The sequence below is a fragment of the Marinomonas pontica genome (assembly GCF_036322735.1).
Taxonomy (GTDB): domain Bacteria; phylum Pseudomonadota; class Gammaproteobacteria; order Pseudomonadales; family Marinomonadaceae; genus Marinomonas; species Marinomonas pontica.
Genome location: NZ_AP027271.1, coordinates 1,668,781 through 1,690,019, shown reverse-complemented (window position 1 = coordinate 1,690,019; position 21,239 = coordinate 1,668,781). Strand labels below are relative to the sequence as shown.

The 21,239-nt window shown below is 41.8% G+C and carries 22 protein-coding genes and 3 tRNA genes; 6 read left to right on the top strand and 19 right to left on the bottom strand.

The window, feature by feature from the left end; genetic code table 11:
• Positions 1 to 80 precede the first annotated feature (80 nt).
• Complete coding sequence (locus AABA11_RS07910) at positions 81 to 701, bottom strand: inovirus Gp2 family protein (protein WP_338266831.1); 621 nt, start codon at positions 699 to 701, stop codon at positions 81 to 83.
• Positions 702 to 1,180: 479 nt separating this feature from the next.
• Here AABA11_RS07910 and AABA11_RS07905 point away from each other — a divergent pair, with 479 nt between their 5' ends.
• Positions 1,181 to 2,320, top strand: a complete 1,140-nt coding sequence (locus AABA11_RS07905; RefSeq protein ID WP_338266829.1) for a hypothetical protein — start codon at positions 1,181 to 1,183, stop codon at positions 2,318 to 2,320.
• A 71-nt stretch (positions 2,321 to 2,391) separates the two neighbouring features.
• On the opposite strand, the gene AABA11_RS07900 is transcribed toward AABA11_RS07905, so the two are convergent.
• Both AABA11_RS07900 and AABA11_RS07895 read right to left on the bottom strand, forming a co-directional pair.
• Positions 2,392 to 2,479, bottom strand: a tRNA-Ser gene (locus tag AABA11_RS07900).
• A 91-nt stretch (positions 2,480 to 2,570) separates the two neighbouring features.
• On the bottom strand, positions 2,571 to 3,137 hold the full coding sequence (locus AABA11_RS07895; protein WP_338266826.1) for a nitroreductase family protein: 567 nt from the start codon (positions 3,135 to 3,137) through the stop codon (positions 2,571 to 2,573).
• A 143-nt stretch (positions 3,138 to 3,280) separates the two neighbouring features.
• Between AABA11_RS07895 and AABA11_RS07890 the strand changes: the two genes are divergently transcribed.
• Positions 3,281 to 4,801 (top strand): coiled-coil domain-containing protein, encoded by a 1,521-nt coding sequence (locus AABA11_RS07890; RefSeq protein ID WP_338266824.1) that lies wholly within the window; start codon positions 3,281 to 3,283, stop codon positions 4,799 to 4,801.
• A 24-nt stretch (positions 4,802 to 4,825) separates the two neighbouring features.
• Here the strand turns inward: AABA11_RS07890 and nadA are convergent, their stop codons facing one another.
• The 14 genes from nadA to AABA11_RS07820 all read right to left on the bottom strand — a co-directional run bounded on the left by nadA (position 4,826) and on the right by AABA11_RS07820 (position 15,713).
• On the bottom strand, positions 4,826 to 5,872 hold the full coding sequence (gene nadA / locus AABA11_RS07885) for a quinolinate synthase NadA (RefSeq protein ID WP_265727866.1): 1,047 nt from the start codon (positions 5,870 to 5,872) through the stop codon (positions 4,826 to 4,828).
• A gap of 42 nt (positions 5,873 to 5,914) precedes the next feature.
• Positions 5,915 to 5,990: transfer RNA gene (locus tag AABA11_RS07880), tRNA-Lys, on the bottom strand.
• A gap of 27 nt (positions 5,991 to 6,017) precedes the next feature.
• Positions 6,018 to 6,093, bottom strand: a tRNA-Lys gene (locus AABA11_RS07875).
• Positions 6,094 to 6,134: 41 nt separating this feature from the next.
• Entirely contained in the window at positions 6,135 to 6,929 is a 795-nt protein-coding gene (ybgF, locus tag AABA11_RS07870) for a tol-pal system protein YbgF (protein WP_338266822.1), read from the bottom strand.
• On the bottom strand, positions 6,929 to 7,516 hold the full coding sequence (pal, locus tag AABA11_RS07865) for a peptidoglycan-associated lipoprotein Pal (protein ID WP_265727864.1): 588 nt from the start codon (positions 7,514 to 7,516) through the stop codon (positions 6,929 to 6,931). Before pal ends, ybgF begins: the two co-directional genes overlap by 1 nt.
• Positions 7,517 to 7,535: 19 nt before the next feature.
• Complete coding sequence (gene tolB, locus AABA11_RS07860; RefSeq protein ID WP_409371073.1) at positions 7,536 to 8,834, bottom strand: Tol-Pal system beta propeller repeat protein TolB; 1,299 nt, start codon at positions 8,832 to 8,834, stop codon at positions 7,536 to 7,538.
• The gene (tolA, locus tag AABA11_RS07855; RefSeq protein WP_338266819.1) at positions 8,834 to 9,784 is read right to left on the bottom strand and encodes a cell envelope integrity protein TolA; all 951 of its coding nucleotides are present in this window, start codon (positions 9,782 to 9,784) and stop codon (positions 8,834 to 8,836) included. Before tolA ends, tolB begins: the two co-directional genes overlap by 1 nt.
• The gene (gene tolR / locus AABA11_RS07850; RefSeq protein ID WP_338266817.1) at positions 9,784 to 10,209 is read right to left on the bottom strand and encodes a protein TolR; all 426 of its coding nucleotides are present in this window, start codon (positions 10,207 to 10,209) and stop codon (positions 9,784 to 9,786) included. The genes tolA and tolR overlap by 1 nt, the downstream gene beginning before the upstream one ends.
• The gene (gene tolQ / locus AABA11_RS07845) at positions 10,209 to 10,889 is read right to left on the bottom strand and encodes a protein TolQ (protein WP_265727862.1); all 681 of its coding nucleotides are present in this window, start codon (positions 10,887 to 10,889) and stop codon (positions 10,209 to 10,211) included. The genes tolR and tolQ overlap by 1 nt, the downstream gene beginning before the upstream one ends.
• A gap of 9 nt (positions 10,890 to 10,898) precedes the next feature.
• Positions 10,899 to 11,912, bottom strand: coding sequence for a Holliday junction branch migration DNA helicase RuvB (gene ruvB, locus AABA11_RS07840; protein ID WP_338269642.1), 1,014 nt, complete (start codon positions 11,910 to 11,912; stop codon positions 10,899 to 10,901).
• 3 nt (positions 11,913 to 11,915) lie between these two features.
• Positions 11,916 to 12,518, bottom strand: a complete 603-nt coding sequence (gene ruvA / locus AABA11_RS07835; RefSeq protein WP_338266814.1) for a Holliday junction branch migration protein RuvA — start codon at positions 12,516 to 12,518, stop codon at positions 11,916 to 11,918.
• Entirely contained in the window at positions 12,515 to 13,072 is a 558-nt protein-coding gene (gene ruvC, locus AABA11_RS07830; protein WP_265727860.1) for a crossover junction endodeoxyribonuclease RuvC, read from the bottom strand. Before ruvC ends, ruvA begins: the two co-directional genes overlap by 4 nt.
• 161 nt (positions 13,073 to 13,233) lie before the next feature.
• Positions 13,234 to 15,006: an aspartate--tRNA ligase gene (gene aspS / locus AABA11_RS07825; RefSeq protein WP_338266812.1), complete on the bottom strand. Its 1,773-nt coding sequence runs from the start codon at positions 15,004 to 15,006 to the stop codon at positions 13,234 to 13,236.
• A gap of 191 nt (positions 15,007 to 15,197) precedes the next feature.
• On the bottom strand, positions 15,198 to 15,713 hold the full coding sequence (locus AABA11_RS07820) for a transcription elongation factor GreAB (RefSeq protein WP_338266810.1): 516 nt from the start codon (positions 15,711 to 15,713) through the stop codon (positions 15,198 to 15,200).
• A gap of 143 nt (positions 15,714 to 15,856) precedes the next feature.
• Here AABA11_RS07820 and AABA11_RS07815 point away from each other — a divergent pair, with 143 nt between their 5' ends.
• Entirely contained in the window at positions 15,857 to 16,297 is a 441-nt protein-coding gene (locus AABA11_RS07815) for a MarR family winged helix-turn-helix transcriptional regulator (RefSeq protein ID WP_338266808.1), read from the top strand.
• Between the two features lie 16 nt (positions 16,298 to 16,313).
• Positions 16,314 to 17,054 carry a siderophore-interacting protein gene (locus AABA11_RS07810; protein ID WP_338266806.1) on the top strand — a complete coding sequence of 247 codons (741 nt, stop codon included), beginning with the start codon at positions 16,314 to 16,316 and terminating at the stop codon, positions 17,052 to 17,054.
• A 64-nt stretch (positions 17,055 to 17,118) separates the two neighbouring features.
• On the opposite strand, the gene cysN is transcribed toward AABA11_RS07810, so the two are convergent.
• Together cysN and cysD are read right to left on the bottom strand one after the other, a co-directional pair.
• Positions 17,119 to 18,732 (bottom strand): sulfate adenylyltransferase subunit CysN, encoded by a 1,614-nt coding sequence (cysN, locus tag AABA11_RS07805; RefSeq protein ID WP_265727855.1) that lies wholly within the window; start codon positions 18,730 to 18,732, stop codon positions 17,119 to 17,121.
• A gap of 18 nt (positions 18,733 to 18,750) precedes the next feature.
• Positions 18,751 to 19,656, bottom strand: a complete 906-nt coding sequence (cysD, locus tag AABA11_RS07800; RefSeq protein WP_265727854.1) for a sulfate adenylyltransferase subunit CysD — start codon at positions 19,654 to 19,656, stop codon at positions 18,751 to 18,753.
• A 229-nt stretch (positions 19,657 to 19,885) separates the two neighbouring features.
• Between cysD and AABA11_RS07795 the strand changes: the two genes are divergently transcribed.
• Both AABA11_RS07795 and AABA11_RS07790 read left to right on the top strand, forming a co-directional pair.
• A complete protein-coding gene (locus AABA11_RS07795) occupies positions 19,886 to 20,386 on the top strand; it encodes a hypothetical protein (RefSeq protein ID WP_338266801.1) in 501 nt (166 codons plus the stop codon).
• Positions 20,386 to 21,228 (top strand): IS3 family transposase, encoded by an 843-nt coding sequence (locus AABA11_RS07790; protein WP_338266799.1) that lies wholly within the window; start codon positions 20,386 to 20,388, stop codon positions 21,226 to 21,228. The genes AABA11_RS07795 and AABA11_RS07790 overlap by 1 nt, the downstream gene beginning before the upstream one ends.
• Positions 21,229 to 21,239: the final 11 nt, after the last annotated feature.

Below are 21,239 nucleotides of genomic sequence, written 5' to 3'. Positions count from 1 at the left end.
GAGCTCCAGGTAATGGAGCTCTGCCTTAGGTTTCAATTTTTTTTTGACCTACATTATTCTTTAAAAAGCTCTAATTAGCGCTATTTCCAACTGCAACCGAAACTACGCTTTCCAGTGCCATAGACTTTTGTTCGATTTTTGGCCAAGTAGCTAATGCGGTAATATAGAAGCCGGTATTTACCTTGATAAGTTTCTTTGTTTTTATTTAAAATATAAATAGCCGATTTAGGGAAGTGGACTAAGCCCTTAGCGCTTTCCTCTTTACACCCTAAAGCACTACTCCAAGCCTTTTTTATTCTTCTAGCTGTATTTGTTTCAGCACTATCGTAATCACCAACAAAAGCAAATGCATCCTTATTAAAAATAACGACAACATGAAAATGGTCATTCACTGCTCCGCCATTCTCCCTAACCCAAGCATATTTAAGTCGACTGGGGTAAACCCGCTTCCCATCCTTTATGCTTTTAGCATCCTTTGCCTTGATTTGAGCTTTTAACGATTCAAAGAATTTCGTGATGACTTTTTCCTGACTTCCTTTGTAATTTTCTGGAAACCTTAGGTCAAACCTAAAAGCTAAAATTCTTGCTGACTCAGCAACACTTGCTTCTATAAGAGATTTGAGTTGGCTTAGATACGTTACGTTGGATTCAGATAATGGACTGTGGATATTTAGACCTTGATATTGGTTAACTTGTTTCATGAGAACTCCTAATGCGTGGTTGATTTCACAAAAGGGTTATCTCTGTATTTTTTTACGTTCTTGCTCCTAGGGGGCAATCACTTCTTATATATTATTAAACCAACATTTTGAGACACTGCCAGGTAGGCTTTTGTGCGAAGGATCATCCATATACACGTGGCTTTTTTGTGCAGTGGCCACTCTGAGGTTATCTCGTAAATACATCTTTAGTTTAATGTCTAACCTCTGCTCTTAGTATCACACTCATTTCTAAAAGAAAGGACTTTTATTGAGCCTTCACAAGTATAATAATTGAGAAATCACAAATTTTTTTTGTTGAAGCTGTAGTTTGCAGCACTTTCAATAATTTAGCCAGATAGCAAGGTGTAGGCCCAATAAATACAAGCCTATAGGCTATAATAAGAACCACGGAATTTGCTATGGAAATTTTCGACCAATAATAGATAACGATTATCAATTTCATTTATTTAGAGGCAGTGATGAACAATAAAACCACAATTAAGGACATAAGGTGCTGCGTCATTCATTACGTTAATAACATGGGAAGTAATTCAACCTTTACCAATGACCCTTTAACATTTTTAGGACGTAATCACTCCTACTTATGCTTAAAAATGGCTAGATTTTTAAACCTTCACGATAAATTTATTAATAATAATGAATCCTACAAAGAGCCAGAAGAGCCAGAAGAGTCAGAAGAGCCTCAAAGCCAACAGCTATTCTTTCCTAGTTGGGCGTTCTCAATGAGCATCTATAAAGGTGAAGATAGTCACGGACAAATCGATAAGCGTGAAAAGTTCATTAAACAATACTTTGAAGAAATATTTTCAAAAAAAGAAAAGCACTTACTAAGCAACTCTCGAATTGAATGGATCAAACGAAATAGATCACAGATCTACATACTGATGAAAGAAGTTGAAAATCACATAATACAAAGCAACCAAAAAAAAGGACGAGAGAGAAAACTTCAGGGGGTTGCGCAATATATTTTACAGCCAAATGGCATTATCAGGCTGCATAACTCGACTAAAGAGATGAACATATTAAACAGTGAGAGCATATACTTTAACGGTGCAAATTTGAGTAGATTATCACTCCTTACAAACGAAGAGATCTACTTGAATTTATTGCTTCTGCTAGATAACACCTATTATGACACAGGCTTAGAGAATCGAAATGATTTCATAATGGACCTTAAAGCTAAATACATGAAAACAACGGAGAAAATGAGAAAAGTACAAAAATTGATTGCAACTCAAAAAATTAACACTAAATGGATGTATGACTACTTCCTCAAAAAGATGTCAAAAAACGAAATTAGCCCTTATAACATCAGCAATACACCAGATAAACATCATTTAGATTTCTTGATATATCAATTCTTCACAGATTTTGAAGGAGATATCAAGCAAATTGAGGCTAGGATATCAAAAGCTTGGTCAGAGAAAAAAATCAGAGACCGAAAATCTAGTAAGAGCAATACAATTAATTTGAGTCAGAAAGACTATGATGACTTAGATGCAATATCTAAAACGAATGGTAAAACAAAAAAAGAAACAATCAAGGATCTAATTAAACAAGAAAGGCAAAGATTAGCAGTATATGGAGTTTTAAAGTAAAAACCTATTGATGTACTTTTTGATGTAAAAAATTAAGGGCCACTCTGTAGCCCTTAATTTTAAAGGAATAATGGCGGTGAGCAAGAGATTCGAACTCTTGATGCCTTTCGACATACACGCTTTCCAGGCGTGCTCCTTCGGCCACTCGGACAGCTCACCAAAACTTTTTACGCTCTGCGTAATTTGTGTGCGTATATTAGTGATGACCAAGCCTAATTGCAACCCATTTTTGACAATTTAACCTTAAAAATTAATCTCTTACCCATTCAAGGTGCTTTTCTAGTGTTACGTCAGGCGTGCTGGTGGTTGTACTCTCTGCGGTACCCGCATAAATTAGACCGACAATTTGATCATTTACGCCAAGAGACAAAAGCTCTTTCGTTTTTTGAGTAAAGCAGGCAGGGCCACTTCGCCACATAGCGCCATAACCTAAGGCATTCAACCCAAGCAGTACTTGTTGAGCCGCAGCCGATGTTGCCATAATTTGCTCTATTGCTGGGACTTTGGGGTGCTCTTGAACATGGGCATAAATCAGTAATACGGCAGGCGCTCGATATGCTTTTTTAATGAAAGCCTCTTCTTTGTTGAGCGGCATACTATCCACTTCAGATACAGCATGATGCCAATATATTTGACCTAGCTTAGAGCGCCCTTCTCCTTCGTAAACCTTATAACGCCATGGGGTAAGATTGCCATGATCGGCCGCTCTGCTCGCGGCAGAAAGTATCGCTTCCCACTCACTTTGGGTTGGCGAGGGAAAGGTAAGTTTCGGCTGTGATACACGATTACGCATGAAGGTTAAAAATTCTTTACTCATAAAATCTGGCATTCCGTTAACATGGGAGATAAATAAAGCTATGCTGATAGCTGATAGCTGATAGCTGATAGCTGATAGCTGATAGCTGATTATTAATTAATGATAATGAATATCACATCTATTGACGAGTGGTCGAGGCTTTTATGGCTAAGTGGTTAATTTGGACATTACTTGAAGCAAGCACACTTTTGCTAATCGCAAATATTGTCGTTTTTTGGATAAGCAGAGGGGTTCAGAAGACGACAGCAACAGCAACAACCAAGAAGCCAGAAAAAAATGAAACATCAAATCTATCGCCACAGAACCCCATTGAACAAGCGTCGGTTTATAAAGGGCTAGCGCATTTTTTAGATAGGCAAATACATTACGCTGCTGATTCTATGAATAAAACCGGCCTAGAGAGCCATGAAATCAATAGGGTTAAAGTCTGGGGAACCATACTAAAGGCGGAACGCGCTATTTTACTTAATCAAGCAAGTGATCAGCCAACTCCGATTTTGAATCGCTTTTTATCTAGCCTACTCTATGCGTTGTCTTCACCAAAGTTGCAATCTACAAACATCGATGAGTTACAAGCCAGCTTAAAAGAGATGGAAAGTGAATTTTTGCAGACCGCCGAACTACTTATCTCAAAAGAGGCTCTCACTCAAAGCCAAAACCTGCTGAATATAGATTTAAAGCACCGAATTGATTGGACTAAACAAAATCTCAAGCAACTTGAGCTTAAGCAGATAGAGCGGGATCGATTACAAGCCGAAATTGACAATCTTACATTAAAAATTAAAAAACTAGAGCAAGCCCAAATTGATAGCGATGACACTGATTTACCCTTCAACATTGAAGTACCTGTAGCCAAGCAACTGGAGAAAGAAATACGTTCTACTTTTTTAAAGCAAATATCCAGCCTAAGCGGCCTTTCCGAACGCCAAGAAATAGTCATTGATCAGCTAAAGAATGAAATAGCCAAAGCGCAGAAAAATCAAAACTCTAAAAATGCTATAGAGGCGCAAAAAATAGCCATTACAAAACTTGAAAGAATGTCCGTAGAGTCTCAATCATTAATTATGCAACTTGAAGCTGAGTTACAAAGCTCCAATTTATCCATAGCCAGCTTAAAGGAATACATAAACGATAAAGACGCTAAACTGATGGAGCTAGAGCAACAGCTCAGCCAGAGCAATGAGACCGCAATAGGCAACCTCCAATCCCTAAATGCCAATAAAAAAGAGGCGCTGGTATCGCTAAGAGACGGCTTAAATTCAGCAATCGAAAATATCCCCATGGAATCACTGAGCGAGCAAGATAAAGACACAAAAGCATTGGAACGCTTACTGCATGAGTCTGAAACGTGTGTCACATTATTAGCACAAGAGCTACAGACAGCCGAACAAGAAAACCAAATACTTAAAGAGAAGGTTAGCTTGTTAAGCTCAAACAAAGGGGATACATCTGAGCTTTCTTCCAGCCTAATAAAACAGAGAGAAAGAAACAGAGAGCTTGTAAATATTACAACCGAACTAAAAGCGAAGGTATTGGATATGAGATTGGAAAAGAGTTATCAAGAGCTAAGGGTCATCTACAATAAGAAAAGTCTTGAAAGCGATCGATTACAACTCGCCTTTTCAGATCTAGAGAAGAAGTACTTAGGAACACTCAATCATTAGAGTGTCCCCATTTTAACCTTTTGACTATTTAACCTGAAAATCCAACATTCGCTGCAAAGGAATCAGCGCTTTCACCCTTGTGTCTTCAGGCACATCGATTTGTCCCGATCCATCTCTGAGGGAATTACGCAACATTTCCAAGCTATTTAACGCCATCCATGGGCAATGCGCACAACTTCTACAAGTAGCTCCAGATCCTGCTGTAGGCGCTTCAACAAAACGCTTTTCAGGTGATGCCTGCTTCATTTTGTAAAAGATGCCTCTATCCGTCGCAACAATAAAGGTATCGTTCGTCATTGTTTGAGACGCTTTTAAAAGCTGGGAAGTTGACCCAACCACATCGGCAACATCAACAACAGATTCTGGTGACTCAGGATGAACCAGCACAGCGGCATCGGGATAAATTGCCTTTAGGTCCAAAATACCTTTTGCTTTGAATTCTTCATGGACGATGCACGCTCCATCCCAGAGAATCATATCAGCACCCGTTTCGCGCTGTATATATCCGCCAAGGTGCTGGTCAGGCGCCCAAATGATTTTTTCACCTTGCTCGACAAGATGCTCGACAACATCCAAAGCAATGCTTGATGTCACCACCCAGTCAGCACGAGCTTTAACTGCAGCAGAGGTATTAGCATACACAACCACTTTTCGATCGGGGTATTGATCACAAAATGCAGAAAACTCTTCAATTGGACACCCAATATCAAGCGAGCACGTTGCCTCAAGGGTTGGCATAAGAATTGTTTTTTCAGGGCTTAGGATTTTTGCTGTTTCACCCATAAACTTAACACCGGCGACAACCAGCGTTTTCGCCGGATGATTGGCGCCAAATCTAGCCATTTCTAACGAATCAGCAATAATGCCGCCCGTCTCTTCAGCAAGCTCTTGAATGGCGTCTTCAGTGTAATAATGAGCAACTAAAACCGCATTTTTTTCTTTGAGCAATGCTTTTATTTCGGTGCGGATTTGGTCATCATCAGCTGACCTTACTTTTAGGCTTTCTTCGGCTTCAGAGAGATATTTTTGGACAGTATCGCGAAGTGCTGCTTTATCAAAAAGTTCGGACATATTATTACCCCTTAAGAAAACTGGGAGCAGGATGAGTGTTTTTGGTGGGTCGTACTGGATTCGAACCAGTGACCAATTGATTAAAAGTCAACTGCTCTACCAACTGAGCTAACGACCCAAAAACATAAAAAAGGAATAAAGAAGTTGGTGGGTCGTACTGGATTCGAACCAGTGACCAATTGATTAAAAGTCAACTGCTCTACCAACTGAGCTAACGACCCAACGGGTTGCGTATAATACAGAGCCCGCTGAGGAATGCAAGCTATTTAATTTTGCTTAAATACCCTGACGCTAGTTTGGCAGCTTTGCTATCTGGAAAACGACGGATAACATCCTGTAAATAAGTCTTCGCTTTTGCACTATCGCCCATTTGATCACTTACGGTTCCCAGTTTGTACAAAGAGTCCTGCTCTTTGCTGTGTCCCGGAAATTTCTGGATCACGGTTGAGAATGCACCTAACGCCTCATTAGACTTACCTTGAACCAGCTTTACTTCCCCTAACCAGTAATAACCATTTCCAGTTAAAGAATTGCTCGGATAAGTAGTGACAAACTGCGTGAATGCAATCTCTGCCTCATCAAACTTTCTTTGACGAATAAGATTGTACGCATCGTCATACGATTGTTGAGACTTTTCCGAAGGTGGTGGTAGCGTTACAGGCGCCAAAGGTGATGTTGCTAGCGCACTTACTGGACGCGTCGTTTTATCAACAGTGGCTGGTACAACAGTCTGAGGTGAAGATTCCGCTTGTGAAAAAGTAACGTTTCGTTTTGTTTCGCTAACGGATGCTGACATCAACAAAGAAATTCGCTTATCAAGATCAATATAGCGATCACGCTGACTTTCTTTCATCAGCCTCAATTCATGCCCTTGCTCTTCCAGTTGACCTCGAAGGCTTTGAACTTCTTGCTGCAATGTTTCCAGTTGAAAAAGCAGCTCAGCAGCAGCCCCTGGCGATAATCCTGCGCCTGCTTGCTGAGTTTCGGCCAAAGCAATTGGCGCTGTGAAACACAGCGCCAATGCCAAAGAGCGAATCTTGATGTTTGTATCAATCATTATTCGTAACGCACTTCAACTCGACGGTTTAATTGCCAAGCATCACTATCGTGACCGAAAGCGACAGGCACTTCTTCACCAAAGCTCACTGTTTCGATTTGTGAAGCAGCAACACCTTGAATAGTCAAGTAACGACTAATGGCTTTTGCACGACGCTCACCAAGAGCCATGTTGTATTCACGAGTTCCGCGCTCATCAGCATGACCTTCCAATACGATACGAGCGTCTGGGTGAGACACAAGATATTCCGCATGCTTAGCTAGCGCTTCACGAGATTCTGGGCGAACAATTGATTTGTCGAAATCAAAATAAAATACAGTTTCAACACCTGCCAAAGAATCCATACCTGTATCTTGAGCAGCTGGTGTTTCTTCAACGATAACACTAGTTAAAGCACCCTCTTCACCCGCACCAAATGCTTGATCAGAAGATCCAGTAGTATCATTTGTCGCAGCCGCTTGCTCAGTAGAGCTCGCATCTTCTGCAACCGTTGAAGTATCAGTATCTGTTGCTGTTGTGCTACAACCTGCAATCCAAGCGGCAGATAATCCAATTACAGCAAACTTACCTAGTTTGTTTACACTCATTATTCACTCCTCAATGTCTTTATTTGAAATACGGGGACCAAGATGGCTCTCGTACATCTCCATCAGCTGATGGTAGCTTATATTTTACAAGTCCATCAACGGATACTACGGCTAAGATACCCTTTCCTTGATAGGTTGTGGCATACATCACCATGCTACCATTTGGCGCAATGCTTGGCGATTCATCTAAGTAAGTCTCTGTAAGAATTTGTACACGGCCAGTTTTCATATCTTGTAATGCAATATGATAATTACCGTCGTCCTTCTGAACGGTGACAAGATAACGACCATCAGGGGTCATTCTTGCTCTTGTGTTTAATTCACCTTCAAAAGTTACTCTTTCTACTCGCTTACTATTAACATCAAGTCGATATATTTGCGGGTTACCGCCACGATCTGATGTAAATACTATTCCTTTTCCATCCGGTTCCCAGCTTGGCTCTGTGTCAATGGCATAATGATTGGTCATACGCTCAAGTTTTTGTGTAGCTATATCAAGAGTGTATATTTCTGGATTGTTATCTTTAGACAAAACCAGGGCCAATTTCTTACCATCAGGAGACCATGCTGGAGCACCGTTCAACCCTCTAAACTGGGCGATCTGCTGACGCTTGCCGGTTGCCAATTCTTGAATAAAAATATTCGGTCGTCGATTTCTAAACATTACATACGCAATTTTTCGACCATCCATACTCCATGATGGAGAAAGAATAGGCTCTTTAGACTCAACAACAACTTGTGGTCGATGGCCATCAGCATCAGCAACCTGCAACTTAAACAAAGGGGCTTTTCTGTCACCCTCTGCAGTAACATATAATATTCTAGTACTAAAAGCTCCTTTTGTTCCCGTCAACAATTCGTAAACTTTATCACTAATGTAATGGGCAGCGTCCCTAAAGTTTCTCGCACCAACATCTATAGAGCTGTGTTTTTGAACTGACTTTTGACTCAGTACATTCAATAATTCAAAGCCTATTCGGAACTGATTATTGGGGAGTTTTTGTATGTTACCTATGATGACATAGTCACTTTTCAGTACACGCCAGTCACGATAGAACACATCTTCTTCTTTTGAAGGCAAACTTAACATATTCGATCGGGGAATGGCTTGAAACAAGCCACTGCGCGTTAAGTCATCTTCTACAATTTTTGCAACATCCTCAGGCAGTGCATCCACACCTGAGTACCCAAATGGTACTACCGCAATAGGAAGCAACTGATCAGCACCACTGGTTATCTCAATCACCAACTGAGCATAGGCTGAGTTAATATAAAACAAACATAAGAAAACAGCACTTAAGCACTTTTTAAACATCATTAATTTCTCAAATCTTGCGGGTTAAAAATCAAATCCACTTGGCGAAAATTACGCTCAAATACGTAGGAGTCTACCTGTGACAACTCGTCTATTTTTCTCACTTTATACACCGCATCAACGGCTTTTTGGTCGAACAGCCCATCGCCACTTGACTTAGTGACATCAACATTTCTGACCTCACCATTTGGTAAGAAATAAATTCTCAGATAGGTTTTCATTCCATTTCGAGCGCTTGGGGGTCGTGTCCAATTAGCAGTCACTCTATCATTAATTAAGCCACTAATGGATTGCACCATTTGAGCCTCTTCCGCCGCCTGCTTTCGTTCTTCCTCAGCGGCCGCTAGCGCAGCTGCGGCTTCTTCTGCCTTTTTCTGTTCAGCGGCAAGTCGCGCGGCTTCCTCTTCACGTTTACGCTCTTCTTCTGCCTTACGTTCAGCTTCCGCATTCTGAGCTAACGCTTCTTCTTTACGTTGCTTTTCATTTAACCGTAATTCTTCAACACGCTTTTGCTCCGCTTCTTTTGCTAAGCGCTTGCTTTCTGCTTGTTTAGCTAACTGTTGTTGTTCTTTCAGCCTCTCTTTTTCAGCCGCTTTCTTCTGTGCGTCTTCTTTTTCTTGCGCTATTTTTTTGGCTTTTGCTAATTGCTTTTGCTTTTCTTCCAGCGCTTTTCGCTCCACTTCTTTTTGTCTTTTTTGCTCTGCTTCCTTTTTCTTTTGTGCGGCCAATGACGCTGCTTGTTGCCTAGCGACTTTTTCTTCCGCTTCTCGCTTGCCAATTATTGTTTGAGAAATATCAATGACAGTGGCATTAACAATTGGCGGCCTTTTGGGTGTCTTTTGCTCTTCACCATTAAGATCAATCACAACAACACCTGCAACAAGAATGACAAGGTGCAATGAAACCGCGAGAACAATTGGGATACTATAATTATCATTACGTAGCCACTTCATTACTTTCTATCCGGCTCTGTTACAAGACCAACATTTGGCGCACCAGCCCCCTGCAATGCAACCATCAAGCCAATAACGTCACCATAAGGAACGTTTTTATCGCCTCTCACCAGCACAGACATTTTTGGATTTTGGCTCAAGACTTTGCGAACTCTGTCTTGTAACTGCGATAAGGTTATAGATTCTTGCTTACCACCTACATCCAAATAAAATTTACCTTTCGAATCCACTGATGCAATTAGCACTTCATTTTCGCTATCTTGGATAGGAGCAGCATTCGCATTCGGCAGTTCAACATCCACCCCTTGAGTAAGCATGGGGGCTGTGATCATAAATATAACAAGCAGCACCAACATAACATCTATGTAAGGTACAACATTTATTTCTGCCATGGGACGACGTTTATTTCTTCTTGAGCGAGCCACTATACAGCGCCTCCCTCTCTAACATGTACTTTTCTGTGAAGTATGCTAGTAAATTCATCAGCGAAGTTTTCATAACTTGAGCCTAATGATTCCGCCGCTGAGGAAAAGCGGTTGTACGCAATAACCGCTGGAATTGCCGCCGCCAAACCAATCGCGGTCGCAATAAGTGCTTCTGCAATACCAGGCGCAACGGTTGCCAATGTGGCTTGCTGAACTTCTGCAAGCCCAATAAAGGAATGCATAATGCCCCAAACTGTCCCGAACAAACCAATGTATGGACTTGTTGAGCCGACCGTGGCTAAAAAAGGTAAATGTTGATCTAATTTTTCTTCTTCACGATAAAGTGCCACACGCATAGCGCGCTGCACCCCTTCCATAATGGCATCAGGGTCAACATTTTGATTCTGCCTTAGTCGAGTGAATTCTTTGATGCCTGATGTGAAAATATTTTCCATTCCTTCCACCTTTCGGCCTTCTTGAGTCAGTTTTCTGTATAACTGACTGAGATCGATACCAGACCAAAAATTTTCTTCAAATGCGGTGCGTGTTTTTTTAGCCGCCTTTAATACTCTTATTCTCTGGAAAATAACAATCCATGAAAAAATGGAAGCCGCTAATAGAATCAACATTACAAGTTGAACTACCAAACTAGCACTGGCGATAAGTCCCCAAATTGACATTGTTAACCTCTATTTGAAATCTGAAGGTAATTGATAATTAAAATGTTCATAAGCTCGTTTTGTTACCTGACGCCCTCTCGGGGTTCTTATAATAAAACCTTGCTGGATTAAAAATGGCTCTATGACATCTTCTATTGTGTCTTTGTCTTCCCCTAAAGCAGCTGATACGCTGTCTAGCCCAACAGGTCTACCGTCAAACTTTTCTATCATGGTCAACAACATACGTCTATCTAAGTGATCAAACCCCTGACTGTCTACACTTAACATATCGAGTGCCCTTTGGGCAACTTTTTGACCAACAAGTTCCACACCCTCAACCTGGGCGACGTCCCTAACTCGACGCAATAGCCTGTTTGCTATGCGAGGTGTTCCTCTTGAACGCCTCGCAACTTCAAACGAGCCAGACGAGTCCAACTGCATGCCCATTTTACCGGCTGACCTAGCCACAATTGTTGTTAACGACTCCACATCATAAAACTCTAAACGCTGAACTATGCCAAACCGGTCGCGTAATGGCGACGTTAACAATCCTGCTCGCGTTGTTGCTCCGACAAGCGTAAAGGGGGGGAGTTCAATTTTGATTGATCTTGCTGCAGGTCCTTCACCAATCATGATATCAAGCTGATAGTCTTCCATTGCAGGATAAAGAACTTCTTCAATGGCGGGGCTAAGCCGATGAATTTCATCGATAAATAAAATATCCCCTTCATTTAAATTAGTCAGTAACGCTGCTAAATCCCCTGCTCTTTCAAGCACAGGGCCAGACGTTGTTTTAACATCAGCCCCCATTTCATTACCAATGATATGGGCGAGCGTCGTTTTGCCTAATCCCGGAGGACCAAATATCAACGTATGATCGAGCGGTTCGGCTCGCTGCCTAGCCGCCTGAATAAAGATTTCCATCTGCTCACGAACAACTGGCTGACCAATATACTCTGCAAGTGCTTGCGGGCGTATTGCTCTATCTACTTGCCTGTCGCTGCCCTTAATCTCAGCTGAAATAATACGATCTTGATCAATCATCATTTATTTCCTTAGCATTCCTTTTAGAGCTGCCCGGATAACATCTTCACTATTCGCCGCATCAACAGGAACACCTGCAATTGCCTTAGCTGCCTCTTGTGGTTTGTAACCAAGAGAAATCAGGGCAGCTTCAGCTTCTTGTCTTGGGTCTGCTTGAACCTGACGCAGCACCGCAGGAGTTGAGAAAAGGTCATTTTTTGCCGCTTGCCCTAACTTATCTCTTAACTCAATAATCAGTCTTTCAGCGGTCTTTTTGCCGACGCCAGGAATGCGAGTTAAAGCCGTAACATCTGAATCTTGGACATTACTAATAAGCTCATCGGAAGACATACTGGATAAAATAGCCAACGCCATCTTAGGTCCAATACCGTTTACCTTTATCAAAATGCGAAATAGCGCTCGTTCATTTTTATCAGCAAAACCAAATAACGTATGCGAGTCTTCTTTTACGATTAGGTGTGTAAATAATGTCACCAACCCGCCTGATTGAGGCAGGTCATAAATGGTTGTCATGGATGCGCTGATTTCATAACCGACCCCATTCACATCAACCAATAATTCAGGCGGTGTTTTTTCTACCAAAGTGCCGACAATTCGTCCGATCACAAAGCTTTCCTTACATCTTGTTCTGTCCAACGCTTAGACGTTCGACCTGCACGCTTGCCGACTCCGTACTCTAAGCCACCAGAAGTACGTGTATTCGCGTGACATAATGCGATAGCCAGAGCGTCAGCAGCATCAGCCTGGGGTTTGGAGGTTAAATTTAACAATAGCTGAACCATCATTTGCACTTGCGTTTTATCTGCGTTGCCATTCCCAACAACAGATTGCTTTACTCGTCTTGCGGCATATTCATTCACAACCAGCTCCCGTAAAGACGCTGCCACAATTGCCGCGCCTCTGGCTTGACCAAGCTTTAATGCCGAATTGGCGTTTTTAGCCAAAAACACTTCCTCAATAGCAAACTCATCAGGACGATACTCTTCCAGCAAAGCAGATACATTATTAAAAATATGCTTCAACCTTACTGAAAGGGCTTCGTCAGGCAGCCTGATACAACCACTGCCCACGTAGCTTGTCTTGCCATTGATAATATCAACAATACCAAATCCAGTAATTCTGGAACCTGGGTCGATTGCTAGAATTCTCGTTGTGGCCATACCTATTTACGCGCCTTTATCAAGTTACTGTATATTTCAACAGCCCTTTAATCAGTATGCAATGGCAAAGTATAAAAAAGGCCGCTGATTAGCGGCCTTTTACGTATTTCTTTCAATTCAGTAGCATAACTTACTGTTTTAAAATAAGTTAAAGTGAAACATTAAGATTCAACTACTGGCTTGCGGACACGAATACTCAATTCTTTCAATTGCTTCTCGCTCACTTCACCAGGCGCTTGAGTCAATAAACAAGTAGCGCTCTGCGTTTTAGGGAAAGCGATAACGTCACGAATGGAGCTAGAACCCGTCATTAACATCACTAGACGATCAAGACCGAACGCCAAACCACCATGTGGCGGCGCTCCGAATTTCAAAGCGTCCAATAAGAAGCCAAATTTCTCTTCTTGCTCTTCTTTACTGATATTAAGCAATTCAAAAACCGTCTCTTGCATCGAAGATTGGTGAATACGGATAGAACCGCCACCCAACTCTGTACCATTAAGAACCATGTCATATGCTTGCGACAAGGCATTTAATGGGTCAGCTTTTAAGTCTTCAGGTGAACAAGACGGCGCAGTAAACGGATGGTGAATAGCAGTGATGCCGCCATCTGACGTTTCTTCAAACATTGGGAAATCTACTACCCACAATGGTGCCCACTTACAAGTGTAAAGATCTAAATCTTCACCTAATTTGCAACGAAGTGCACCAAGCGCCTCATTTACCACTTTGGCAGAGTCAGCACCAAAGAAAATCAGATCACCGTCTTCTGCCTCTAAACGCTCAAGCAATGCTGCTCGAACCTCAACAGGCAAGAACTTAACAATCGGTGATTGCAATCCTTCTTCAAGGTTAGATTTGTCATTCACCTTAATATAAGCCAATCCTTTTGCACCATAAATGCTGACAAACTTGGTATAGTCATCAATCTGCTTACGGGTAAGAGCATTACCACCAGGCACCTTAAGAGCGGCAACACGGCCTTTTGGATCTGTTGCAGGGCCAGAAAACACCTTAAAGTCAACATCAGCCATCAAGTCAGACACCGTCACAATAGTTAACGGAATACGTAAGTCTGGTTTATCACTACCATAGGTTTCCATGGCTTCTGAATACGGCATACGAGGGAAAGTGCCCAAGTCAATACTCATAAGCTCTTTAAACAAACCGACAATCATGTCTTCTGTCATGGCCATGATTTCTTGTTCGCTCATGAAAGACGTTTCGATGTCCACTTGAGTAAATTCTGGCTGACGGTCTGCACGCAAATCTTCGTCACGGAAACATTTTGCGATTTGGTAATAACGGTCAAAGCCCGACACCATCAGCAATTGTTTAAATAGTTGTGGTGACTGTGGTAACGCAAAAAAGCTACCTTGCTGTGTGCGGCTTGGCACCAAGTAATCACGAGCACCTTCAGGGGTTGCACGAGTAAGAATAGGTGTTTCTATATCCAAAAAGCCGTTATCATCAAGGTAACGACGTAAAACCGAGGTTACTTTTGAGCGAAAACGCATTTTCTGCTGAATTTCAGGGCGACGTAAATCGATGAAGCGGTTTTTCAAGCGAACGTCTTCACCTACGGATTGGTGCTCATCAAGCTGAAACGGTGGCGTTTTAGCTGCGTTTAAGATCTCAAGCTCTGTACCCAAGACCTCGATTTCACCTGTATGCATGTTTGGATTAACCGTACCTTCAGGACGAGCACGAACCAAACCTTTCAACTTAACGACAAACTCATTACGAACACTATCTGCAAGCGCAAAACTTTCTGCACGATCTGGGTCGAAAACAACCTGGGTAATACCTTCGCGATCACGAACGTCTAAGAAAATAACGCCACCGTGATCTCGACGACGATGAACCCAACCGCATAAGGTAATTTCTTGTGAAATGTTAGAAGCATTTAACTCGCCGCAATAATGGCTGCGCATAATTTCTTTCCTATTACTTTCTCAGTAAGAGATTGATGTGTTCTTAGGGTGTTTTCCATTTAGTTGCTAATGTTTATGTGTTTTTAAACACCAAATAGAAGAAACGAATATTTTAAGGCAAAGCATTATATGCGAACAAAGAGCGACTCTCTAGAGGCTGGCCTAAATTTGTCTCACTCAGTAGTGCGCAATCACTCAATATTAATGATTTCATAGGGCAACTTTACACCACCTTGTAATAGGTCGACACTGTCACCTACGGATTTGCCCGTTAACAATTTCCCGACAGGACTGGATAGGGTAACAAGATAAAGCGACTTATCATCAACCTCTAATGACAGCCCGCCAGCGCAGGGCGAGATAAAATAATATTTTTCGCTTTCGCTGTCGCCCACCCTACTAAGCGTCACCAAGCACCACAAACCAACAAGGCCGTCACCGTACAGAACCGCTTGTTTCTTTTCAAAAAGCTGCCAATCCGTTTGACACTCAAGAACCCTTTGAGATTGCCCATGGGCTAAATAAGACGCTTCCAGACCAAAAGTGTCGTACTTGTTCTCCGCAACACTTTCCTCGTTTATTGCCGCGTCATGGGCTTGTTTAGCCGCCCACTTTGCTGTTTCAAAGCGTTGTAAAAGCGCTAATGTGATGGCGTCATGCGCCTTGGTTTTATCCATAGTTAAGCTAACCTTGTCTGAAGACGCCATTTTAACCCGTCTCTTTTCTAATAAAAGCCACGACCAATACTTTTTTTAGACGTCATATTTGCACAATTCCTAAGTTGACAATATCAACTTAGGAATTGTATATTGATAACCATTCTCATAAATATATTAAATTGGTTCACAATATGAACACTCTTTTCGGAGACTCATTGCACACCCTAATGCACAGCTATCGCAACCAGCTGCGCGAATCTGCAGTTGCTGCAGGCATTTCTATTCCTGTTAGTCACATTCGCACCCTTAAATGCATCAGTAAAATTCATAATTGCAGCGCAAAAGACATTGCGAACAAACTGTCACTGGATAAATCGCAAGTCACCAGAACATTAAAAGAATTAGTAAATGAAGGTTATGTGGACAAAAAAAGAAGCCCATGCAATCACAGAACCCAACTTCTGACGCTAACCCAAACTGGCAACGAACTATTAAATGACTTAATCGCTTTGGATCAAGCCGCAGTACAAAACATGACTCAAAACCTATCACAACAACAGATTGAAGACTTTATTCGCATTGCAGAGACGATGGTAAGCAATCTATCACCCTCTGGCATTAGTAATAAATAAAATTAAGGATTCCAAAATGAGCAGACCACAACCACGAGAACTCGTTGTCATTCGCAAGCAAAACATCACACCTAATATGTTACGAATTACATTAGGTGGCGAGAATATACAAACCATCCCTGAAGATCAGGAAAGCGGCTACGTTAAATTAATCTTCCCCAAAGAAGGACAAAAACCGCTGTTTCGCACCTATACAATTAGACACCAAAGAGCCGACGAAATTGATATCGACTTTGTTCTTCATGATGACGCAGGTCCAGCGTCTTCTTGGGCAAAACAAGCTAAAGCCGATGACATTATTCTAGTCGGAGGACCAGGTCCAAAAAAATTGATCGAAGAATCAACGGATTGGCATATATTGGTCGGAGACATGACAGCCTTGCCTGCAATAAGCGTTAACCTTGAAAAGTTACCGACACATGCAAAAGGGTATGCCGTAATTGAAGTCACATCAAAGGAGGATATCCAGCCTTTAAAACACCCTTCAGGGATCGAACTAAAATGGGTGGTTAATCCACACCCAGGAGAGAACAGCCACGCGCTTTTGGATGAGGTAAAATCACTCGCATGGTTACCTGGAAGTGTGTCTGCCTGGGTTGCTTGCGAGTTCAGCGCGATGAAAACACTGAGAAACTTTTTCAAAAACGACGTTAAACTAGAGAAAGATAACTTTTACATCTCAAGCTATTGGAAATTAGGCATTAACGAAGATCAGCACAAAGAAGTGAAACGAGAGGATACAGAACTTTCACTCTAATAAGGGCGATAAAAACAAAAAACCAGCTTCAAAATGAAACTGGTTTTTTTACACTAATACAGCATTAAAGCTGTATGCTTTCCACAATGAGTTCCACCACGCTTTCCAGTGTCGTTTCAGCGATGTGTGAATCAGCAATGTTTGCATCACCGATCAAAAATGCGACGCCAGTTTGGCGAACCAAGGCAGCCTCAGCCGCTGTTGAATCGACCTTCACTAACGCAACCACGCCTTGACGAAGCAACAATCTTTCAAGCGCAGCACTTTGCGCCAGCACGCTTTGCTCTAAAGCAATGACAGCTGGTTTTTGACCAAGTCGAGCGGCACGATCTTCTGCACTCACAACAGCATCTTGATCAAGTTCAGCAACCGCTTCCTCAACCATGCCAGCGCCAACTGTTACGTTGGTTAATCGGTCAATAATGATCAGCGCACCAGTAAAGCGGCTATCCGTGTATTCATCAAATGCAACAGGCGCATCCAGCTGAATAACAGCATCACCAATGCCGTTTAATTCCAATTCGTCAATGTTACTCTCTTCAAGAGTATTGACATCAACACGGTGATTGAAGTGATGAACTTTACCCGGAACCGTTTGCGTCCCAATTTTAAAATCATATAGCTTACCAGGAACCAATGGTTGGTCAGCCATCCATACAATCGAGGAGCGCAAAGTCGCAGCAATCAATGGCTCTTGTCCAATATGAGAAAGCATATCGCCACGGCTAATATCAATCTCATCTTCAAGCGTAATAGTAACAGCTTGTCCAGCTTTAGCTGTTTCAAGGTCACCATCAAATGTGACAATTCGCTCTACCGCTGACGTCTTACCGGAAGGCAAAGCCACCACTTTATCGCCTGGCTTAACCGCACCAGCAGCGATAGTCCCTGAGAAACCGCGAAAATCAAGATTGGGTCTGTTCACATACTGGACAGGAAAACGGAAAGAATCGCGCTTTACATCACGATTAATTTGTACCGTTTCCAAAATTGACATCAATGGACCACCTTTATACCACGGCGTACTTTCGGAAGCATTCACGACGTTGTCACCACGAAGGGCAGACATAGGCACAAAATGAATATCCGCAGGCTTGCGATCACCAAGCTGGTCAACGAACGTTAAATAGTCGTCTTTAATTTGGTTGAATTTGTCTTCAGAAAACGCTACCAAATCCATTTTATTAATAGCAACCACGACATGCTTAATGCCTAACAACGAAGCAATATAGCTATGACGACGTGTTTGTGTTTGTACACCATAACGCGCATCGATCAAAATAATTGCAAGGTCACAAGTGGATGCACCGGTCGCCATGTTGCGCGTGTATTGCTCATGCCCAGGTGTGTCTGCAATGATGAATTTACGCTTTTCTGTAGAAAAGTAACGGTAAGCAACATCTATTGTAATGCCCTGCTCGCGCTCAGCTTGCAAGCCATCAACTAACAATGCTAAGTCAACTTCTTCACCTTGTGTGCCAGACTTTTTACTGTCACGTTTAACCGCATCAAGGTGATCTTCATAAATAAGTTTCGAATCGTGAAGCAGACGACCAATTAGAGTACTTTTACCGTCGTCGACGTTACCGCAAGTAAGAAGGCGCAATAAGTCTTTTTCTTCGTGTTGCTTTAGGTAGCCAAGTATGTCTTGGCTGATCAATTCTGACTGGTGAGACATTCTTTCTTTACTCCAAACTTAGAAATAGCCTTGTTTCTTCTTCTCTTCCATTGACCCTGATGAATCATGGTCAATCATGCGCCCTTGCCGTTCTGAACTTCTTGTCAGTAACATTTCTTGAATAATCTCAGGCAAGGAAGCAGCTTCCGACTCAACCGCACCTGTCAATGGATAGCACCCAAGAGTACGGAAGCGAACAGATTTCATTTCAGGCACTTCGCCGTTCAACGGCATGCGATCGTCATCAACCATGATTAATGTTCCATCACGCTCTACAACTGGACGCTTAGCAGAAAAATAAAGAGGAACAATTGGAATACTTTCTAAATAAATGTATTGCCAAATATCCAACTCAGTCCAATTAGACAATGGGAAAACACGGATACTTTCCCCCTTGTTTACTTTGCCATTATAGATATTCCACAATTCAGGACGCTGATTTTTTGGATCCCAGCGATGCTGCTTATCACGGAAAGAGTAGACACGTTCTTTTGCACGAGATTTTTCTTCATCACGGCGCGCACCACCAAATGCGGCGTCAAATCCGTATTTGTCTAAAGCTTGTTTAAGCCCTTGAGTTTTCATCACATCAGTATGCTTAGAGCTGCCGTGTGTGAAAGGACCAATACCCTGCTCGATGCCTTCTTGGTTTTGGTGGACTATCAGTTCTAAGCCAAGTTTTGCAACCATTTCGTCGCGGAACTTGATCATTTCTTTGAACTTCCAGCCCGTGTCCACGTGCATGAGAGGAAACGGCGGTTTACCAGGGTAAAATGCTTTCATGGCAAGATGCAGCATAACCGCAGAGTCTTTACCAATGGAATAAAGCATTACAGGATTGTCAAATTCAGCGGCCACTTCACGAATAATATGAATACTTTCGGCTTCTAGCTGTTTTAGGTGAGTTAGTCTTGCCTCTGTCATAATTTCCCATCTCTATATATCAGGATTCAGCATTTTCCAAACTATAACATGCCTTAAAGTTATAAAAACAATCTTAAGTAGATTTTAGTGGAATATGCATATTAAAAAAGCCTTATTAATAAAACCTATATAAGACTTTTGAGTCGCTGCAGAAACGCTGGACATAAAAAAAGCCGATCAATGAAGTGACCCCCAATAGTTGGACTATCCAATTACTGGGGGTCTTTTTATGTCTAAATACCACAGAGCGTTTAAGTTAAAATTAGCCAAACTTGCTCAACATGAAAGTTCAAGAGAACTCGGTCGTAAATTCGGAGTGTCATCAGGACAAATCCGTTACTGGTCATTAGTTTTTCAAATACATGGCGTTGAAAGTTTTCGTCATGAAGGCCATCCTTATTCATCTCACTTCAAGTTAAACGCAGTGAAGTCCATGCAAGCAAATAAATGGTCTCTTGCTTACTGCTGTGCGTACTTTGATTTATCTTCTCCAGGTATTTTATTTCAATGGCGATCCCTTTATTCTCGTGAAGGTACTCTACGACTTACTTCACGAAAAAAAGGCAAATCTAACATGAATCATTCTTCGACTACTCCAACTCCCTCAGAACAAATGACCGAAAAAGAACTGAGAGAAGAATTAGAGTATTTACGTGCTGAGAATGCCGTTTTAAAAAAGTTAGAAGCCTTGGCTCAAGCCAAAAAGAAAAAAGCAAAGAAAAGACTCTAGTGGTCAATGAGCTCAAGGCAGAATTTAACTTATCTTGTTTGCTTAAAGCGACAGGGTTACCTAGAAGCGTTTACTACTATCATCGTAAGATGCTAGCTGTTGTTGGGTCTGATGCAGGGCTAAAGGCGCAAATACAAGATATTTACCATCAACACAAAGGTCGATATGGATACCGTAGAATCACACTGGCATTACGTTCAGCAGGTACTCTTATTAACCATAAGCGAGTTCAACGCCTTATGAATGAACTAGGGCTCAAATCAAAAGTTCGACCGAAGCGATATAGATCTTATAAAGGGCATGTAGGAAGAATAGCTCCAAATCTCGTTAATAGAGAATTTGTGGCAAATAGGCCTAACCAGAAATGGGTAACGGATGTCACTGAATTTAAAGTGGGAGACAAGAAGGTTTACCTGTCTCCTATTATTGATCTTTTTAACCGAGAAGTAGTGAGCTATGAAGTACGTCAATCGGTGAAGCTCTCCTTAGTCACAGATATGTTGAAGAGCGCGACAGATAAATTAAAATCGCATGAGAAGCCCATTGTTCACTCAGATCAAGGTTGGCAATATCAGAATCGACAGTATCAAAACCAGCTTAGAGAAAAGGGATTAATACAAAGTATGTCACGCAAAGGAAACTGTTTGGATAATGCCGTTGCAGAGAGCTTTTTCGGCATACTGAAGACAGAAATGTTCCACAATAACGTGTTTAGAAATGCCGATGATCTTATTGAGAAAATCAAAGAATACATCGATTACTATAACAACGAGCGAATTAAACAGAAACTAAAAGGCCTGAGTCCGATTGAATATCGAAATCAGGCCTTGCTAGCTGCTTAGAAATGAGTCCA

What these genes read in the sequence shown, in the direction of transcription:
- AABA11_RS07910 (WP_338266831.1), bottom strand. Translation starts at nt 701, where the DNA reads ATGAAACAAGTTAACCAATATCAAGGTCTAAATATCCACAGTCCATTA.
- AABA11_RS07905 (WP_338266829.1), top strand. Translation starts at nt 1,181, where the DNA reads ATGAACAATAAAACCACAATTAAGGACATAAGGTGCTGCGTCATTCAT.
- AABA11_RS07895 (WP_338266826.1), bottom strand. Translation starts at nt 3,137, where the DNA reads ATGAGTAAAGAATTTTTAACCTTCATGCGTAATCGTGTATCACAGCCG.
- AABA11_RS07890 (WP_338266824.1), top strand. Translation starts at nt 3,281, where the DNA reads ATGGCTAAGTGGTTAATTTGGACATTACTTGAAGCAAGCACACTTTTG.
- nadA (WP_265727866.1), bottom strand. Translation starts at nt 5,872, where the DNA reads ATGTCCGAACTTTTTGATAAAGCAGCACTTCGCGATACTGTCCAAAAA.
- ybgF (WP_338266822.1), bottom strand. Translation starts at nt 6,929, where the DNA reads ATGATTGATACAAACATCAAGATTCGCTCTTTGGCATTGGCGCTGTGT.
- pal (WP_265727864.1), bottom strand. Translation starts at nt 7,516, where the DNA reads ATGAGTGTAAACAAACTAGGTAAGTTTGCTGTAATTGGATTATCTGCC.
- tolB (WP_409371073.1), bottom strand. Translation starts at nt 8,834, where the DNA reads ATGATGTTTAAAAAGTGCTTAAGTGCTGTTTTCTTATGTTTGTTTTAT.
- tolA (WP_338266819.1), bottom strand. Translation starts at nt 9,784, where the DNA reads ATGAAGTGGCTACGTAATGATAATTATAGTATCCCAATTGTTCTCGCG.
- tolQ (WP_265727862.1), bottom strand. Translation starts at nt 10,889, where the DNA reads ATGTCAATTTGGGGACTTATCGCCAGTGCTAGTTTGGTAGTTCAACTT.
- ruvB (WP_338269642.1), bottom strand. Translation starts at nt 11,912, where the DNA reads ATGATTGATCAAGATCGTATTATTTCAGCTGAGATTAAGGGCAGCGAC.
- ruvC (WP_265727860.1), bottom strand. Translation starts at nt 13,072, where the DNA reads ATGGCCACAACGAGAATTCTAGCAATCGACCCAGGTTCCAGAATTACT.
- aspS (WP_338266812.1), bottom strand. Translation starts at nt 15,006, where the DNA reads ATGCGCAGCCATTATTGCGGCGAGTTAAATGCTTCTAACATTTCACAA.
- AABA11_RS07820 (WP_338266810.1), bottom strand. Translation starts at nt 15,713, where the DNA reads ATGGCGTCTTCAGACAAGGTTAGCTTAACTATGGATAAAACCAAGGCG.
- AABA11_RS07815 (WP_338266808.1), top strand. Translation starts at nt 15,857, where the DNA reads ATGAACACTCTTTTCGGAGACTCATTGCACACCCTAATGCACAGCTAT.
- AABA11_RS07810 (WP_338266806.1), top strand. Translation starts at nt 16,314, where the DNA reads ATGAGCAGACCACAACCACGAGAACTCGTTGTCATTCGCAAGCAAAAC.
- cysN (WP_265727855.1), bottom strand. Translation starts at nt 18,732, where the DNA reads ATGTCTCACCAGTCAGAATTGATCAGCCAAGACATACTTGGCTACCTA.
- cysD (WP_265727854.1), bottom strand. Translation starts at nt 19,656, where the DNA reads ATGACAGAGGCAAGACTAACTCACCTAAAACAGCTAGAAGCCGAAAGT.
- AABA11_RS07795 (WP_338266801.1), top strand. Translation starts at nt 19,886, where the DNA reads ATGTCTAAATACCACAGAGCGTTTAAGTTAAAATTAGCCAAACTTGCT.